The 18,058-nt window shown below is 63.7% G+C and carries 17 protein-coding genes; all 17 read right to left on the bottom strand.

Annotated elements, in window-relative coordinates; all coding sequences use genetic code 11:
* Positions 1-250: 250 nt before the first annotated feature.
* The 17 genes from C7H84_RS18745 to C7H84_RS18665 all read right to left on the bottom strand — a co-directional run bounded on the left by C7H84_RS18745 (position 251) and on the right by C7H84_RS18665 (position 18,018).
* Positions 251-676 (bottom strand): F0F1 ATP synthase subunit epsilon, encoded by a 426-nt coding sequence (locus C7H84_RS18745; protein ID WP_006477288.1) that lies wholly within the window; start codon positions 674-676, stop codon positions 251-253.
* Between the two features lie 121 nt (positions 677-797).
* A complete protein-coding gene (gene atpD, locus C7H84_RS18740) occupies positions 798-2,192 on the bottom strand; it encodes a F0F1 ATP synthase subunit beta (RefSeq protein WP_121860181.1) in 1,395 nt (464 codons plus the stop codon).
* Positions 2,193-2,258: 66 nt separating this feature from the next.
* Positions 2,259-3,134 (bottom strand): F0F1 ATP synthase subunit gamma, encoded by an 876-nt coding sequence (gene atpG / locus C7H84_RS18735; protein WP_121860180.1) that lies wholly within the window; start codon positions 3,132-3,134, stop codon positions 2,259-2,261.
* Positions 3,135-3,203: 69 nt separating this feature from the next.
* Positions 3,204-4,745, bottom strand: coding sequence for a F0F1 ATP synthase subunit alpha (gene atpA, locus C7H84_RS18730; RefSeq protein ID WP_014895499.1), 1,542 nt, complete (start codon positions 4,743-4,745; stop codon positions 3,204-3,206).
* A 44-nt stretch (positions 4,746-4,789) separates the two neighbouring features.
* On the bottom strand, positions 4,790-5,329 hold the full coding sequence (locus C7H84_RS18725) for a F0F1 ATP synthase subunit delta (RefSeq protein WP_014895498.1): 540 nt from the start codon (positions 5,327-5,329) through the stop codon (positions 4,790-4,792).
* Between the two features lie 2 nt (positions 5,330-5,331).
* A complete protein-coding gene (locus C7H84_RS18720; protein WP_006477283.1) occupies positions 5,332-5,802 on the bottom strand; it encodes a F0F1 ATP synthase subunit B in 471 nt (156 codons plus the stop codon).
* Positions 5,803-5,931: 129 nt separating this feature from the next.
* Positions 5,932-6,204, bottom strand: coding sequence for a F0F1 ATP synthase subunit C (gene atpE, locus C7H84_RS18715; protein WP_021160442.1), 273 nt, complete (start codon positions 6,202-6,204; stop codon positions 5,932-5,934).
* Positions 6,205-6,288: 84 nt separating this feature from the next.
* On the bottom strand, positions 6,289-7,140 hold the full coding sequence (atpB, locus tag C7H84_RS18710; protein WP_121860179.1) for a F0F1 ATP synthase subunit A: 852 nt from the start codon (positions 7,138-7,140) through the stop codon (positions 6,289-6,291).
* Positions 7,141-7,250: 110 nt separating this feature from the next.
* Positions 7,251-7,775 carry an ATP synthase subunit I gene (locus C7H84_RS18705; protein WP_121860178.1) on the bottom strand — a complete coding sequence of 175 codons (525 nt, stop codon included), beginning with the start codon at positions 7,773-7,775 and terminating at the stop codon, positions 7,251-7,253.
* A 570-nt stretch (positions 7,776-8,345) separates the two neighbouring features.
* A complete protein-coding gene (locus tag C7H84_RS18700) occupies positions 8,346-9,476 on the bottom strand; it encodes an SLC13 family permease (RefSeq protein ID WP_121860177.1) in 1,131 nt (376 codons plus the stop codon).
* 13 nt (positions 9,477-9,489) lie between these two features.
* Positions 9,490-10,383: a ParB/RepB/Spo0J family partition protein gene (locus tag C7H84_RS18695; RefSeq protein ID WP_121860176.1), complete on the bottom strand. Its 894-nt coding sequence runs from the start codon at positions 10,381-10,383 to the stop codon at positions 9,490-9,492.
* 31 nt (positions 10,384-10,414) lie between these two features.
* Positions 10,415-11,194, bottom strand: coding sequence for a ParA family protein (locus C7H84_RS18690; protein WP_121860175.1), 780 nt, complete (start codon positions 11,192-11,194; stop codon positions 10,415-10,417).
* Between the two features lie 51 nt (positions 11,195-11,245).
* Positions 11,246-11,932, bottom strand: a complete 687-nt coding sequence (gene rsmG / locus C7H84_RS18685) for a 16S rRNA (guanine(527)-N(7))-methyltransferase RsmG (RefSeq protein WP_121860174.1) — start codon at positions 11,930-11,932, stop codon at positions 11,246-11,248.
* Positions 11,929-13,899, bottom strand: coding sequence for a tRNA uridine-5-carboxymethylaminomethyl(34) synthesis enzyme MnmG (mnmG, locus tag C7H84_RS18680; RefSeq protein ID WP_121860173.1), 1,971 nt, complete (start codon positions 13,897-13,899; stop codon positions 11,929-11,931). The genes rsmG and mnmG overlap by 4 nt, the downstream gene beginning before the upstream one ends.
* Before the next feature lie 519 nt (positions 13,900-14,418).
* Positions 14,419-15,174 carry an ABC transporter ATP-binding protein gene (locus C7H84_RS18675; protein ID WP_121860172.1) on the bottom strand — a complete coding sequence of 252 codons (756 nt, stop codon included), beginning with the start codon at positions 15,172-15,174 and terminating at the stop codon, positions 14,419-14,421.
* Positions 15,174-16,958, bottom strand: a complete 1,785-nt coding sequence (locus tag C7H84_RS18670; RefSeq protein ID WP_121860171.1) for a branched-chain amino acid ABC transporter ATP-binding protein/permease — start codon at positions 16,956-16,958, stop codon at positions 15,174-15,176. The genes C7H84_RS18675 and C7H84_RS18670 overlap by 1 nt, the downstream gene beginning before the upstream one ends.
* Positions 16,959-16,962: 4 nt before the next feature.
* A complete protein-coding gene (locus C7H84_RS18665) occupies positions 16,963-18,018 on the bottom strand; it encodes a branched-chain amino acid ABC transporter permease (protein WP_121860170.1) in 1,056 nt (351 codons plus the stop codon).
* Positions 18,019-18,058: the final 40 nt, after the last annotated feature.

Genomic DNA, 18,058 nt, shown 5'->3' with positions numbered 1-18,058 from the left:
CCGTCCGTTTTTGTCTGATCGGCTGCGACACGCGGCTCACGCGCGCCTGCGCCACGCGATCGCGGCGACGAGCCTCTGCGCGAATGATGCCGCGCTCTGCTGACGACACTCTGACATCAAATCGCGGCGGACGGATGAAATAGCACGACCGGACGAAACGGTCCGGCCCGCAAAAAAACAGACGAAACCGACGGACGAAAAAAAAAGCAGCCCGAAGGCTGCTTTCTTTCGCGGGATACGCGCGCGCGGCTCAGTGCCGGCTGCGAATCTTCGCCAGACGCTGGATCGCTTCGAGCTGCGCCATCGCGGTCGCGAGCTCGGATTGCGCCTTTGCGAGGTCGAGGTCCGACTTCGCGTTCTGCAGCGTTTCCTCGGCACGCTTGCGCGCTTCCTCGGCTTTCGCCGCGTCGAGGTCCTTGCCGCGGATCGCGGTATCGGCGAGCACCGTCACGGCGCCCGGCTGCACTTCGAGAATGCCGCCTGCGACGAACACGAATTCGTCGTTGCCGCCCTCGACTTCGATGCGCACCGCACCCGGACGAATCCGCGTGATCAGCGGCGTGTGACCCGGCAGAATACCCAGCTCACCCGTTTCGCCCGGCAGCGCGACGAATTTCGCCTCGCCCGAGAAGATCTGCTCTTCCGCGCTGACGACGTCTACTTTGATGGTTGCCATATCGACTCCGATCTCATCCACAGGTTGAGCGTATTGCAGCCGACGCGGGCGGCCGGCATACAAGTCATCGCTGACTCATTGCTCCGGCCGGCACACGCCGGCTTGCGACCCACTCAGACCCTTACTGGATCTTCTTGGCCTTTTCGAAGGCTTCGTCGATCGTGCCGACCATGTAGAACGCCTGTTCCGGCAGGTGGTCGCACTCGCCGTCGACGATCATCTTGAAGCCACGGATCGTTTCCTTCAGCGGCACGTACTTGCCCGGCGAGCCCGTGAACACTTCAGCGACGTGGAACGGCTGCGACAGGAAACGCTGGATCTTACGCGCACGTGCGACCGACAGCTTGTCTTCCGGCGACAGTTCGTCCATGCCCAGAATCGCGATGATGTCGCGCAGTTCCTTGTAGCGCTGCAGCGTCTGCTGAACGCGACGCGTGATCGAGTAGTGCTCTTCACCGATCACGTTCGGGTCGATCTGGCGCGACGTCGAGTCGAGCGGGTCGACCGCCGGGTAGATACCCAGCGAAGCGATGTCACGCGACAGAACGACGGTTGCGTCCAGGTGGCCGAAGGTCGTAGCCGGCGACGGGTCGGTCAAGTCGTCCGCAGGGACGTACACGGCCTGAACCGACGTAATCGAGCCCTTCTTGGTCGACGTGATGCGCTCTTGCAGCTTGCCCATTTCTTCAGCCAGCGTCGGCTGATAGCCCACTGCCGACGGCATACGGCCGAGCAGTGCCGACACTTCGGTACCGGCCAGCGTGAAACGGTAGATGTTGTCGACGAAGAACAGCACGTCGAGGCCTTCGTCACGGAAGTGCTCGGCCATCGTCAGGCCGGTCAGCGCGACGCGCAGACGGTTGCCCGGCGGCTCGTTCATCTGGCCGTACACCAGCGCGACCTTGTCGAGAACGTTCGAGTCCTTCATTTCGTGGTAGAAGTCGTTCCCTTCACGGGTACGCTCGCCCACGCCCGCGAACACGGAGTAACCGCCGTGTTCCTTCGCGATGTTGTTGATGAGCTCCATCATGTTGACGGTCTTGCCCACGCCTGCACCACCGAACAGGCCAACCTTGCCGCCCTTTGCGAACGGGCAGATCAGGTCGATGACCTTGATACCCGTTTCGAGCAGTTCGGTCGACGGCGACAGTTCGTCGAACGCCGGAGCCTTCTGGTGGATCGAACGCGTCACATCGCTCTCGATCGGGCCGGCTTCGTCGATCGGACGGCCGAGCACGTCCATGATACGACCGAGGGTCGGCTTGCCGACCGGCACCGAAATCGGCTTGCTCGTGTTCTTCACGGTCAGGCCGCGGCGCAGGCCGTCGGATGCACCCAGACAAATGGTACGGACCACGCCGTCGCCCAGCTGTTGCTGGACTTCGAGCGTCAGTTCCGAGCCATCGAGAATGAGCGCGTCGTAGATCTTCGGCATGCTGTCGCGCGGGAATTCCACGTCGATAACGGCGCCGATGCACTGTACGATCTTGCCTTCTACCAAAGCAGCAGTACTCATCGCTTTTCCTTTAAATACCTGATTCTTTACTCGCGCAAAGGCGCAGTTGTCGTCCCGGGCGCGCGCTTAAACAGCGGCTGCGCCGCCGACGATCTCCGACAGTTCTTTCGTAATCGCGGCCTGGCGGCTCTTGTTGTACACGAGCTGCAGTTCGCTGATCACCGTCTTCGCGTTGTCGGACGCGGCCTTCATCGCGACCATGCGCGCCGATTGCTCGGACGCCATGTTTTCCGCGACGGCCTGGTACACCAGCGCCTCGACGTAACGCACGAGCAGTTCGTCGACGACTGCCTGCGCGTCCGGCTCGTAGATGTAGTCCCACGACGTGGCCGGCGTACCGTCATCGGCTTCGAAGTGGTCCGACGACAGCGGCAGCAGCTGCTCGATCACGGCTTCCTGCTTCATCGTGTTGACGAAGCGCGTGTAAGCGATATAAACCGCCGACAGCTTGCCTTCCGAGTACAGATCGAGCTGCGTCTTCACGGCGCCGATCAGCTTGTCCAGATGCGGGGTGTCGCCGAGGTGCACGACCTGCGACATCACCTTCGCGCCGAAGCGGTTCAGGAACCCGAGGCCCTTGCTACCGATCGCGGTGGCTTCGACCTTCTGGCCCTTCTCTTCCAGCTCCTTGAACTTCTGCACCGTCGCACGCAGCACGTTGGTGTTCAGACCGCCGCAAAGACCCTTGTCCGTCGTGACGAGGATGATGCCGGCCGTCTGCGCGCCGTCGTTCGCCACCATGAACGGGTGGCGGTACTCCGGGTTCGCACGGCTCATGTGCGCGGCGATGGCACGGACCTTGTCTGCATACGGACGAGCGGCGCGCATGCGTTCCTGCGCGCGACGCATCTTCGATGCAGCGACCATCTCCATCGCCTTCGTGATCTTGCGCGTGTTCTGCACGCTCTTGATCTTGCCGCGAATTTCCTTCATTCCAGCCATAGCTTGCTCCTTGACCGAAGCGGCGCGGGCGCATCAGCACCCGCGCGGCCTCAGTGTGTCACTCGCGGATCAATAGGCACCGGACTTCTTGAAGGATTCGATCGCCGAGCGCAGTGCGCCTTCGTCGTCCTTCGAGAGATCCTTGGTGTCTTCGATGCGCTTGATGAGGTCAGCGTGGCTGGTCTTCAGGTTGTCGCGCAGGCCCTTCTCGAACGACAGCACTTGCTTGACGTCGAGATCGTCGAGGTAGCCGTTGTTCGCGGCGTACAGCGACACGGCCAGTTCCCAGACCTGCAGCGGCTGGTACTGCGGCTGCTTCAGCAGTTCCGTCACGCGGCGGCCGCGCTCGAGCTGCTTGCGGGTCGCTTCGTCGAGGTCCGATGCGAACTGCGCGAATGCGGCCAGTTCACGATACTGCGCGAGGTCGGTACGGATACCGCCCGACAGCTTCTTCACGACCTTCGTCTGCGCGGCGCCACCGACTCGCGACACCGACACGCCGGCGTTGATTGCCGGGCGGATGCCTGCGTTGAACAGGTCGGTTTCCAGGAAGATCTGGCCGTCGGTAATCGAGATCACGTTCGTCGGAACGAACGCGGTCACGTCGCCAGCCTGCGTTTCGATGACCGGCAGTGCCGTCAGCGAACCGCTCTTGCCCTTCACTTCGCCGTTCGTGAACTTCTCGACGTACTCTTCCGACACGCGAGCCGCACGCTCGAGCAGACGCGAGTGCAGATAGAACACGTCGCCCGGGTACGCTTCACGGCCCGGCGGGCGGCGCAGCAGCAGCGAGATCTGACGGTATGCCCACGCTTGCTTGGTCAAGTCGTCATAGATGATCAGCGCGTCTTGACCGCGGTCGCGGAAGTATTCGCCCATCGTGCAGCCGGCGTACGGTGCCAGGTACTGCATTGCAGCCGAATCCGACGCCGAAGCGGCGACGACGATCGTGTATTCCATCGCGCCCGTTTCTTCGAGCTTGCGAACCACGTTCATGATCGACGAAGCCTTCTGGCCGATCGCGACGTAGATACAGATCAGGTCCTTGCCCTTCTGGTTGATGATCGCGTCGAGCGCCACCGCGGTCTTGCCGCACTGACGGTCGCCGATGATCAGCTCACGCTGGCCACGGCCGATCGGCACCATCGCGTCGATCGACTTGATGCCCGTCTGCACCGGCTGCGACACCGACTTACGCCAGATCACGCCCGGAGCGATCTTTTCGATCGCGTCGGTCAGCTTGGCGTTGACCGGGCCCTTGCCGTCGATCGGGTTGCCGAGCGCGTCGACCACGCGGCCGACGAGTTCCGGACCAACCGGGACTTCGAGAATGCGGCCCGTCGTCTTGACGATGTCGCCTTCCGAGATGTGTTCGTATTCGCCGAGAATCACCGCGCCGACCGAGTCGCGCTCGAGGTTCAGCGCGAGGCCGAACGTGTTGCCCGGAAACTCGAGCATTTCGCCCTGCATCACGTCCGACAGGCCGTGGATACGCACGATACCGTCGGTCACGGAGATCACGGTGCCCTGGTTGCGAACGTCTGCGCTCGCTTCAAGGCCCTGGATCCGGCTCTTGATCAGCTCGCTGATCTCAGAGGGATTGAGTTGCATTATTCGCTCCTGATAGTCAATTCTGTTGCGTGCCGGCGTGGCGCTCAGGCGGTCAAGGCAGCCTGCATCGATGCGAGGCGCGCGCGAACCGAGGTGTCGAGCACTTCGTCGCCGACCGTCACGCGCACGCCGCCGATCAGCGACGAATCGACTTCGACCGTCGGCTTCAGCTTGCGCTTGAACTTCCGTTCGAGGCCCGAGACGAGGCTTTCGAGATCCGCGCCGTTCAGCGGGAACGCGCTCACGATCTCGGCGTCGGCTGCACCTTCACGTTCGTTCTTGAGCGCCTCGAACTGCTCGGCAATTTCCGGCAGCAGCGCGATGCGATGATTGTCGACCAGCATCTGCACGAAGTTCTTCGCTTCGGCGCCTGCCGCGACCGGCGACTTCACCGCAGCAAGCAGCAACTCGGCTACTTGCGTGCGCGTCACCTTCGGGCTCGACGCGACCGACAGCACTTCCGGCAGACGCGCAACCTGGGCCAGCTCTTGCACGAGCGTGGACCAGGCGGCGATGTCACCTCCCTCGGCCACGCGGAACAGCGCTTCTGCGTAAGGGCGGGCGATGGTTGCAAGTTCGGCCATGATCAGAGCTCGGCTTTCAGTTGATTCAGCAGTTGGGCGTGGGCCGTTTGATCGACTTCGCGCTTCAGGATCTGCTCGGCGCCCTTCACGGCCAGCGCGGCGACTTCGCCACGCAGCGCTTCGCGCGCCTTCACGATTTGCTGTTCTGCTTCCGCTTTCGCCTGAGCGACGATGCGGGCGGCTTCAGCCTGGGCGTTGGCCTTGATTTCCTCGGCGACCGCCTGTGCACGCTTTTCAGCGTCGGCGATGCGCTGCTGGCCGTCGTTGCGGGCCTGCGCGAGTTCCTGGTCCACGCGCTTGTGCGCTGCGTCGAGTTCCGCCTTGCCCTTCTCCGCGGCGGCGAGGCCGTCGGCGATCTTCTTCGAACGTTCGTCGAGGGCGTTGATCAACGGCGGCCACACGAATTTCATCGTGAACCACGCGAGGACCAGGAACACGACCATTTGCGCAAACAGAGTTGCGTTGAGATTCACGGTGTTTCCTTATCTGCTATTCCGGAAAAATGAAACGGGAAGGCGCTCATCGAGTTGCATTCGATCAGCGCCCCAAGTCTCCGTTCCGCCCTGCGCCGGCTCACGCCGGACGCAAATTTCCGTGGAACCTTAGCCTGCGACGAGCTTCGACAGGAGCGGGTTCGCGAACGCGAACAGCATTGCGACACCAACGCCGATCAGGAATGCAGCGTCGATCAGGCCGGCCAGCAGGAACATCTTCGTTTGCAGCGGGTTGATGAGTTCCGGCTGACGCGCGCAGGCTTCGATGTACTTGCCACCCATCAGCGCGATACCGATACAGGCGCCGATTGCACCCAGGCCGATGATGATGCCGATACCGATGGCGGTCAGACCCTGGATGTTGGCGATGTAAGCTTGCATGATCACTCCTTTGTGAAAAGACTTGGAACTGAGATTTAAAAAACTAAAACGGAAACTCTTTTTGCACGCCGCGCTTAATGCCGCTTAGTGCTTGTCATGCGCCTGGCCGAGATACACCAGCGTCAGCATCATGAAAATGAATGCCTGCAACAGAACAATCAGGATGTGGAAGATTGCCCAGACGCTACCCGCGATCACATGACCAATGAAGCCGAGGAACGTTGCGTCGCCACCGAAGCTCCACATGCTGCCGAGCAGGGCGATCAACAGGAACAACAGCTCACCCGCGTACATGTTGCCGAACAGCCGCATGCCGAGGGAGACGGTCTTTGCGAGGTATTCGACGATGTTCAGCGCGAGGTTCGGAATCCACAGCAGCGGGTGCGCACCGAACGGTGCCGACAGCAGCTCGTGCACGAAACCGCCGGCGCCCTTGATCTTGATGCTGTAGTAGATCATCAGGACGAACACGCCGAGCGCGATGCCGAGCGTGCCGTTCAGGTCGGCCGTCGGGACGATGCGATGGTGGGAAATCACGTCCGACAGACCGAGCAGGCCGATCACGCGGCCCGGCAGGTCGACCGGGAGGAAGTCGAGCGCGTTCATCAGCGCGACCCACACGAATACCGTGAGGGCGAGCGGAGCGATGAAGGTACGGTTGCCGTGGACGATGGCCTTCGATTGGTCTTCGACCATTTCGACCAGCATCTCGATCGCGCACTGGAAGCGGCCCGGCACGCCCGAGGTCGCCTTGCGGGCGGCCAGGCGCAGCAGGACGATCGTCACGATGCCGCACACGATCGACCAGAACAGCGTGTCGAGATTCCAGACGTGGATGTCGAAAATCGACGTCTGATGCGAGGTGGAGAAGTTCTGCAAGTGGTGCGCAATGTACTCGGACGGATCCGGACCGCGCGTGCCTTCGCTAGCTGCCATATCGTTAATGCCACCCAAATTGTCGAAAATCGTTTTGCCCCGTTCCGCAACACGCTATTGCGGGAACGGGCCGGTGCGGTTCGTTGTCGAAACCGCACGCCGCTTGTTTTTTACCGCCAGGCCAGCGCGATCCAGTACGTCTTCAGCACGACGAGGTAGGTGACGAGGAGTGCCGGCCAGTGCACGCCGGCATAGCCGTACGCCACTGCAGCGAACATCCCGACCGTCACGCCGAGCTTCAGGGCCTCGCCCATCACCCAGCTCATCACGGTGGCCGAGCCACCTGCCTTCAGTCGTGCCACGAACAACGCGCTTGGCACCCAGCCGATCGCCCCGCCCAGAAACGCGGACTGCGCAGCGGCGCCCGGCGACTTTGAAAACAGCCACCACGCCAGCGTTGCAACCAGGGACAAGACCACCTGCGCGATCACCACCTTGTAGGGGGTCACGCGCGACGGCTTGCTCACGTTCGGACCGAACAGCCTCTCGGCGTCCGTCCGCGTGAGCGGAACGATGTTGTCATCTTGCTGCTCGGCATCCCAGTCATCATCGGACTCGCGCCGTTCGCCGGCCGCTGAAGCGGTGCGCTGCGCTCGGTGATCATCGTGCCCGTCGTTCGGCGCCTGACCCGCCATCGCAATCTTCCGCAAAATCCTTGAACCCGGCCCCAAGCTTTCTGAAAGCTTTCAGGGGTGCCTAGCTAACAAATCCGGGCGATTGTAAGCGATAGTTGCAAGTGATTCAAGGCTTTAGACGCGACAAAAACCTGTGCAAAACGACGCCTCATCATGTGAAAAAACGCGCGAATCCGCGACGTACGATGACAGTTGTAAGGTCGCCTTTTTGCACCGGTATTTCTTGCATCGAAAAGCGGGATGAGCGCCCATGAGCGAGAGTCGATGCCTGGCGCGGGCGGGGCCGCCGCGGCGCGATCGCGGCAGGAATTCTGCTGTGACGCGATCGCTGAAAATGACTGGCCGGAGGGCGCGGAAGAGAGGAAGTCCTGTGACCACCGCGCACGCGCGATGCGCGAAATACGCTCGGCCGCGAGCGCGCGATGCCGGCAATCAGTTGTTGCGCCACCACAGAAGATCGACTGTGAATTGCGACACTTATCAACAGCCGCGGCTTCGCAACGACGGCGAACGCTGTGCCCCACCCCGCCGAGCTTGCAGCGCGCCTTCACCGCCGCGCGCACGCACCGCTCAACCGTGAGCAAGCAACCACGCACCCAGTGTCGCACTTGCCAGCGCGAACGGAATCGACACCGCGTGAAACGGCAACCACATGCGCGGCTCTTTCGCGAGACGCACCGCGATCAGATTCGCCAGCGATCCGATCGCGAAGCCGAAGCCGCCGACCGATACGCCAAACGCGAGTGCCCGCCAGTCGTGCGTGAATTCCGACAGCAGGATCGCCGCCGGCACGTTGCTGATTCCCTGCGACAGCACCGCGCCTGCCGCGAACACGCGCAACGGCGAATCGAGATGCGCGCGCGCGATCGCCTCGTGAACGACGGGCAGCGCCGCCGCGCTGCGCAGCACGATGAACATCAGCACGAAGATCAGCAGCAGCAGCCAGTCGATCTTCAGGACTGCGTCGCGTTTTGCAATCAGCAGCGTAATCACGACGGCGATCAGGCCCGGCACCGGATGGTGCGCGTCCGCGAGCAGCACGAACGCGCCGAACAGCACCGCCGCGAGCAGCGCATGCATGCGCTGCACGGCGACCTTCTCGACGTCTCCCGACAAGTCGAGCGGCTTCGCACGAAACGCGCACGCCGTCAGCCCGAGCAGCAGCACCATCAGCGCCAGTGCGAGCGGCCCGAGCGTGACGACGAAACGGCCGAACGACACGCCGCTCAATTGCCACAGGAATAGGTTCTGGGGATTGCCGAGCGGCGTCGCAACCGACCCCGCATTGACGGCCAGCGCGACCGCGATCACGAGTCGCCGGAACGGCAGCGGTGTCAGCGCGCGTAGCGACACCATCAGCGGCACGACCACGAACAGCGCGACATCGTTGGTGAGCCACATCGAGAGCACCGCCGCGAACACGACGAGCAGCATCGCGAGCCCGCGCTCGGAATGCACGTGATGCACGATGCGATGAGCGAGCCACATCAGGCAACCGGACAGCTCGAGCGCCTTCGTCAGCATCAGCAGACCGGCGAGCGTGACGACGGTCTGCCAGTCGACCAGCTCGGCCAATGCGGATATTGGTTGCGGACGCAACCATTGGAGAAGAATCAGTGCGAAGGCCAGCACCGTCAGCACGGGCTCCTTCGAAAGCCAGCCGAGCCACCGGCGCGGCGCCGGTGCGCCCGTACTTTCCATCGATTGCGCCTCGTTACTCTTCGGCCGCGACGTTGCCGCGCAGGCGCACGAGAATGCCTTCAAGTGCATCGAGATTGCCGAAGTCGATCATCACCTGCCCTCGCCCGCGGCGGCCGAGCTTGATCTTCACCGTCGACGCGAGCAGATCCGACAGCTCCTCCTCGAGACGGCGCGTATCGCGACCGCCGTCATCCTTCGCACGCGCCTTTACCGCCGGCACTTCCTTCGTCGTGTGCGCGACCAGCTTCTCGGTCTCGCGCACCGACATGCGCTTGTTGACGACCTGGTGCGCGAGCGTGATCTGCGTCGCCGCGTCGACCGCGAGCAGCGCGCGTGCGTGGCCCATGTCGAGATCGCCGGCCAGCAGCATCGTCTGCACCGGCGATGCGAGGTTCAGCAGGCGCAGCAGGTTCGACACCGCACTGCGCGACCGGCCGACCGATTCGGCCGCCTGTTCGTGCGTGAAACCGAACTCGTCGAGCAGGCGCTGGATCCCGTGCGCCTCTTCCAGCGGGTTCAGGTCCTCGCGCTGGATGTTCTCGATCAGCGCCATCGCGGCGGCGGCCTGATCGGTCACGTCCTTCACGAGCACCGGCACTTCGTCGAGCCCGGCCAGCCGCGCCGCGCGGAAACGCCGCTCGCCGGCGATGATTTCGTATTTGTCAGACGAAATGGGGCGTACCAGGATCGGCTGCATCACGCCTTGCGCGCGAATGCTGGCCGCCAGCTCCTGCAGGCTGCCTTCGTCCATCCGCGTGCGCGGCTGGTACTTGCCGGCCTGCAGCTTGCCGAGCGCGAGCGTGTTTGGTGCACCTTCGATCTTCACCGCTTCGGTGATGTCCGCACTGCCGCCTAGCAGCGCTTCGAGGCCACGTCCCAAGCCCTTCTTCTTTGGTACCGCGTTCATGTCTTTCTTCCTCGCTTCGCTCATGTCCGGATCACGACACCTCGAACGCGCGCACGCGATCGATCATCTCGGCACCGAACTGGAGATACGCCTGCGCACCGCGCGAGTTGCGGTCGAACACGACGCCCGGCAACCCGTAACTCGGCGCTTCCGCCAGGCGCACGTTGCGCGGAATCACCGCGTCGAACACCTTGTCGCCGAAGTGCGCTTTCAGTTGATCGGAGACTTGCTGCTGCAGCGTGATGCGCGGATCGAACATCACGCGCAGCAAGCCGATGATCTTCAGGTCGCGGTTCATGTTCGCGTGAACCTGCTTGATCGTATTGACGAGATCCGACAGCCCTTCCAGCGCGAAGTACTCGCACTGCATCGGGATCACGACGCCATGCGCCGCGCACAGGCCGTTCAGCGTCAGCAGCGACAGCGTCGGCGGACAGTCGATCAACACGAAGTCGTAGTCGTCGGCCACGCGCTCGAGCGCGGCCTTCAACCGGCGCTCGCGATTGTCGATGCCGATCAGTTCGATCTCGGCACCGGACAGCTCGCGGTTGGCCGGCAGCACGTCGTACGTGACGCCTTCCGGACGCACGCGGGCGTCCGCCACCGATACGCCGTCGACCAGCACTTCGTACACGGTCGACTCGCAGGCGGCCTTGTCGATCCCGCTGCCCATCGTCGCATTACCCTGCGGGTCGAGATCGATCAGCAGGACACGTTGCTCCTGCGCTGCAAGGCTTGCGGCGAGATTGACCGATGTCGTCGTCTTGCCGACGCCCCCCTTCTGGTTCGCAACGCAGAAGATCTTTGCCATCGTTGGTGTGTTCCCTTTACCTTCAAACAAACGGCGCGCAATCGCGCGCCTTCAATTCGCGTCGTCGACGGCGACCTCGATCAGATGCCGTTCGGCATCGAGCATCGGCACCGCCAGCCGCATCGTCTGCTTTACGCGACTGCCTTCAGGCAGCCGGGCAATTTCGTCGTCCGGGTGGACACCCTTCATTGCCCAGATCGATCCGCCGGGCGCGACGAGATGTCGAGCAAGTTTAACGAAGTCAGATAGATCCGCGAAGGCGCGGGATACGATCATGTCGAATTTTTCCGGCACTTCGACGCCCGGCCGCAGCGATTCGACCCGGCCGGTGACGACCGACAGGTTCGCGAGCTTCAACTCCGCGCGCATCTGCGTCTGGAATGCGGACTTCTTCTGCACGATATCGTTCAGCGTCACATGCCATTCCGGCTGGACGATCGCGAGAACGATGCCGGGCAGCCCGCCGCCCGAGCCGACGTCCAGCACGCGCGCCGATGCACGGTCGCGCAGGTGCGGCACGATGGAGAGCGAATCGAGAATGTGCTGGATCAGCATCTGCTTCGGGTCGCGGATCGCGGTCAAGTTGTAGACCGCGTTCCACTTGCCGAGCAGCGCGACATAGTCCAGCAGCTGATTGCGTTGTGCGTCCGTCAAGGCGATGTCGAGCGCGGCCGTGCCGTCGACGAGCATCTGTTCAAGTACGTCCCGATTAACCGCCGGCGCGCGCCGCGCCGTCATTGTTGCGTCGGGACGGTGCCGTCCCCCTGCTCGGTCGCCTCGGCGGCAGTGCCGTTACGGCGGCCGAGGCCGCGGCGTTTCAGGTGCACCATCAGCAACGAGATCGCGGCCGGCGTGACGCCGGAAATGCGCGATGCCTGTCCGATCGTTTCGGGCCGGAACTCGTTGAGCTTCTGGCTCACTTCGAACGATAGGCCGCGCACCTCGCGGTAATCGATACCGTCCGGCAGCCGCGTGTTCTCGTTCGCATCGTTGCGCTCGATCTCGCTGGCCTGACGCTCGATATAGCCCTGATATTTGATGCCGATCTCGACCTGTTCCTTGATCTGCTCGAGCAGCACCGGATCGTCAGCCAGCGGCTCCGCCGGCGCACATTCGCCACCCTTCAGGCTGCACACGCCGTCGTAGCTGATGCCCGGGCGGCGCAGCAGCTCGGCGAGGCTGTACTCGTGATCGATCGCCTTGCCGAGCAATGCGGTCGCCTCTTCCGGCGGGAGCGTCTTCGGCGTGACCCACGTCGACTTCAATCGTTCGGTTTCACGTGAAACAGCGTCGCGCTTGCGGCTGAATGCATCCCAGCGCGCGTCGTCAACCAGCCCCAGTTCGCGGCCAATCTCGGTCAAACGCATGTCTGCATTGTCTTCGCGCAGGCTCAGGCGATACTCGGCACGGCTCGTGAACATCCGATACGGCTCGGCGACGCCACGCGTGACGAGGTCGTCGACCAGCACGCCAAGGTAGGCCTGATCTCGACGCGGGCACCACGCGTCCTTCTCCTGCACGTAGCGGCCGGCGTTCAGGCCAGCCAACAGGCCTTGTGCGGCGGCTTCTTCGTAGCCGGTCGTGCCGTTGATCTGGCCCGCAAAGAATAGCCCGCTGATCGCCTTCGTCTCGAGCGACGCCTTCAGCGCGCGCGGATCGAAGTAGTCGTACTCGATCGCATAACCGGGGCGCAGGATGTGCGCGTTCTCGAGGCCGCGCATCGAATGCACGAGCTCGAGTTGCACGTCGAACGGCAGGCTCGTCGAGATCCCGTTCGGGTAGAACTCGTTGGTCGTCAGCCCTTCCGGCTCGAGGAAGATCTGGTGCGATTCCTTCGACGCGAACCGATGGATCTTGTCCTCGATCGACGGGCAGTAACGCGGGCCCACGCCTTCGATCACGCCCGTATACATAGGCGAGCGGTCGAGGCCGCCGCGGATGATGTCGTGCGTGCGCTCGTTCGTATGCGTGACCCAGCACGGCAACTGCTGCGGATGCTGCTCCGCACGGCCGAGGAACGAGAACACCGGGATCGGGTCGAGGTCGCCCGGCTGCTCGTCCAGCTTCGAAAAATCGATCGAACGACCGTCGATACGCGGCGGCGTACCGGTCTTCAGGCGGCCTTGCGGCAGTTTCAGCTCCTTCAGGCGTGCCGACAGCGACACGGCCGCAGGATCGCCCGCGCGACCGCCCGTGTAATTGTTCAGGCCGACGTGGATCTTGCCGTCGAGGAAGGTACCGGCCGTCAGCACGACGGCACGCGCGCGGAAGCGGATGCCGATCTGCGTGACGGCGCCGACCACACGGTCGCCTTCGACCATCAGGTCGTCGACGGCCTGCTGGAACAGCCACAGGTTCCGCTGATTCTCGAGCCGGTGGCGGATCGCCGCCTTGTACAGGATGCGGTCGGCCTGCGCACGCGTCGCGCGCACGGCGGGGCCCTTCGACGAATTGAGGATCCGGAACTGAATACCGCTCTCGTCCGTCGCGGCGGCCATCGCGCCGCCGAGCGCATCGACTTCCTTGACCAGATGGCCCTTGCCAATGCCGCCGATCGACGGATTGCAGCTCATCTGCCCGAGGGTTTCGATGTTATGGGTCAGCAGCAGCGTCTTCGCACCCATACGCGCGGAGGCCAACGCAGCCTCCGTGCCGGCGTGCCCGCCACCGACGACGATGACGTCAAATTCTGTGGGAAAAAGCATGGTGGATTCCGTACGCAGACTGCGCACGAACCTATCTGAGAAATGTATGGGCCGAATTATAGCGGGTTCGCTTTTCACCCGAAGACCGTCCGAATGGTAGGGTCCGTTCATTTGGCCAGTTTTTTACGGTCGATCGGCCAAGCTGTGCCGTCGGGCCTGTTTCCGCCGCCCTATTCGCGATCTCGCAGCACATCGTCAAGCTGTGCAAAACCGGGGACCGGGCAATGACTCCCGAGATCCACATCGCTGCGGCGTCACAGTATTTCGGATCGGCCGTCCGGCGCTTATCCACTGTGCGACTGAATCCCGTTAGTCGCTAGAACGGCGGCCCACACAACCGTTCATTCCACTGTGCAGCCCCACGCACCGCGCACCCTTCCCGCATCACAGGGCTTCCGCTCTTTGTTCCGGCACTTATCCCCACGCCCGAATCACCGCCACATCACCCCGCTGCCCAAAACAAAAACGGCGTGTTTCACGTGAAACACGCCGCCTGCTTCCCGCCAACCGCTCCATTCATCAGGCCGTTTTCTTCGCCAGCCCCAGGTACGTATCTATCACGCGTGGATTCCGCGCCAACTCACCCGCCGGGCCTTCCAACGCAAACTCGCCCGTCTCCAGGACATAACCGTAATCCGAGATCTGCAGCGCAGCCCGCGCGTTCTGCTCGATCAGCAGCGTCGCGACGCCTGTGCCGCGCAACGCGCTGATGATATGAAAAATCTCCTTCACGATCAGCGGCGCCAGCCCGAGGCTCGGCTCGTCGAGCATCAACAGATCCGGCTTGCCCATCAGCGCACGGCCAACGGCGAGCATCTGCCGCTCACCGCCCGAGAGCGTGCCGGCCGCCTGCTTGCGCCGCTCCTTGAGCCGCGGAAACAGCCTAAAGACATGATCGAGTTGATCGAGGAAGTTCGACTCGCCCGCGAGCTTGCGGCGATACGCCCCGAGCACGAGGTTGTCCTCGACAGTTATCGTGCTGAACAGCTCGCGCTTTTCCGGCACGAGACACATCCCGCGCGCGACACGCTGTTCGACCGGCAGCGCGCCCACGTCGGTGCCGCGGTACACGACCGCGCCCGATGCATGCCCGGTCACCGGCAATGCGCCCATGATCGCGTTCAGCAGCGTCGACTTGCCGGCCCCGTTCGGGCCGATCACGCTGACAATCTGCCCCGCGCCGACCTTGATCGCCGCGCCGTGCAGCGCCTCCACCTTTCCGTACCGCACCGCCAGCCCGCGCACCTCGAGAATCGGCATCGTCGTGTCCGCCATCACTCCACCCCGCCTAGATACGCTTCGAGCACCGCCGGATCCTGCTGCACGTCCTGAGGCAGCCCTTCCGCGATCCGTGTGCCGAATTCCATCACCACCAGCCGGTCGGTGAGGTTCATCACGAAATCCATGTCATGTTCCACGAGCAACACGCTCATCCCTTCGGCCTTCAGCCGCCGCAATAGGTCGGCGAGCTGCTGCTTCTCCTGGTAGCGCAGCCCGGCGGCCGGTTCGTCGAGCAGCAGCAGCGTCGGGTCGCAGCACAGCGCGCGTGCGATTTCGAGAATCCGCTGCTGACCAAGCGCGAGGCTGCCCGCTTCGTCGTACATGTGCTTTTCCAGCCCGACGCGGTGGATCTGCCGTGCCGCTTCGGTGAGCAGCTGCGCCTCCTCGTGTGCATTGAGCCGCGCGATGCTGCGCCACACGCCCGTATGGCCACGCAGATGTGCACCGATCGCGACGTTCTCGAGCACCGTCATCGTCGGCAGCAGCTTCACGTGCTGGAACGTCCGGCCGATCCCGCGCCGCACGATCTGACGCGACGTGAGCCCGTCGATTCGCTCGCCGCGGAACGTGATCGTGCCGCCGGTCGGCTGCAGCACGCCGGTCACGAGGTTGAACGTGGTCGACTTGCCGGCGCCGTTCGGGCCGATCAGCCCGATGATCTGCCCGGCTTTCACGTCGAAGCTGACATCGTTGACGGCCACCAGCCCGCCGAACTGCTTGCGCGCGTTGTCGACGACGAGCAGCGGCTCGCCCGCGACCGGCTTCGCACGGTGCGGCAGCGGATCGGCCTGGTCGGGCACGTGCGCACGCGGCCCGCGCGGAAACAGCCTCGCGACGAACGGCCACACGCCCTGGCGCGCGTACTGCAGCAGCAGCACCATCAGCACGCCGAACACGATGATCTCGAAGTTGCCTTCCGAGCCGAGCAGTTTCGGCAGCAGCGTCTGCAGGTAGTCCTGCAGCACCGTGAGGATCGCCGCGCCGAGCACCGCGCCCCACACGTGCGACACGCCGCCGACCACGGCCATGAACAGGAATTCGATCCCGTGGTTCAGCCCGAACGGAGTCGGGTTCACCGCGCGCTGCAGGTGTGCGTACAGAAAGCCCGACACGGCCGCGAGCACGGCCGCATAGACGAAGATCACGACGCGCATCCACGCGGTGTTCACGCCCATCGCTTCGGCCATCACGCCGCCGCCGCGCAGCGCGCGTATCGCGCGGCCGGGCCGGCTGTTGAGCAGGTTCTGCACCGACACGATCGCGGCCAGCACGACGGCCCAGATCAGGAAGTACAGGCTGCGGCCGCTTCCGAGTTCGATGCCGAACAGGTTCAGCGCCGGAATCCCGTTGATCCCGTCGTACTTGCCGAGCACTTCGAGGTTGCCGAACAGATAGAACAGCGCGAGGCCCCACGCGATCGTGCCGAGCGGCAGGAAGTGCCCGGACAGGCGCATTGTGACCGCACCGAGCACGAGCGCGACGAGCGCCGTCAGCACGACGCCGACGATCAGCGCGAGCCATGGCGACACGCCGTAGCGCGTCGTCAGGAACGCGGTTGCATACGCGCCGATGCCGACGAACGCGGCCTGCCCGAAGCTCGTCATTCCACCGACGCCCGTCAGCAGCACAAGCCCGATCGCGACGATCGCGTAGAGGCCGATGTAGTTCAGCAGCGTGATCCAGTACTCGGGCACCTGCAGCGCGCCGGGCAGCACCGGCAGCGCGAACAGCACCACGAGAAACACGCAGAAGGTCTTGTTGCGTACCATCGTCTTCATCGCATCACTCCTCTTCCTCTTCCGTGTGCGGCGTCGCGAAACTGCGCCACAGCAGCACCGGGATGATCAGCGTGAACACGATCACTTCCTTGTACGCGCTCGCCCAGAACGACGAATACGATTCCAGCACGCCGACGAGCAGCGAGCCGGCGGCCGCGAGCGGATAACTGACGAGCCCGCCGATGATCGCGCCGACGAAGCCCTTCAGGCCGATCAGGAAGCCGGAGTCGTAATAGATGGTGGTCAGCGGACCGACGAGGATGCCGGACAGCACGCCGAGCCCCGCCGCGAGCGTGAACGCGAGCCGCCCTGCTTCGGTCGTGCCGATGCCGACGAGCTGCGCGCCGAGCCGGTTCACCGACGTCGCGCGCAGCGCCTTGCCGGCGATCGTGCGGCCGAAGTACACATAGAGCGCGCCGATCAGCACCAGCGCGGTCACGACCACGAGAATGCTCTGCACCGATACCGTCATGCTGCCGACCGACAGCGTTGCATCCGTGAAGCCGTTGGTGCGCGAGCCTTCCGCGCCGAACATCACGAGCCCGAGGCCGACCATCGCGAAATGGACGGCGACCGACACGATCAGCAGCAGCAACGTCGTGCCTTCGGCGATCGGCTGATACACGAGCCGGTAGACGAACGGCCCCATCGGCACGACGATCGCGAGCGTCAGCGCGATCTGCGCGAGCATCGGCAACGGCTGCGCGGCAAAGCTGCGGGTGAGCGCAAATACCGCGAGCGGCAGCAGCACGTAGCGGCTGCCGAGCGTCGCGAGCGTGCGGCCAAGTTGATGGCGCCGTTCGCGATGGCGGATCAGCCCGCCGACTTCCAGCAGGAAGCACGCGATGCCCATCACGAACAGCAGCCAGCAGGTGGCGGGAAATTTCTGCGCCTGCAACGCGGCGAGCGTGAGCGCACCGTAGGCGACGAATTCGCCCTGGGGAATGAAGATCACCCGCGTGACGGAAAACACCAGCACGAGCGCCAGCGACAGCAATGCGTAAATGGCGCCGGTCGTGATGCCGTCTTGCGCGAGGATCGCCGCAATCGAGAGATCCATACGTTTCGTGTATCGAGAATGCTGCGGAGAAACGGCGACG

The organism is Burkholderia sp. Nafp2/4-1b (assembly GCF_003635165.1).
GTDB lineage: Bacteria > Pseudomonadota > Gammaproteobacteria > Burkholderiales > Burkholderiaceae > Burkholderia.
This window is presented reverse-complemented; position numbering and strand designations above follow the sequence as displayed.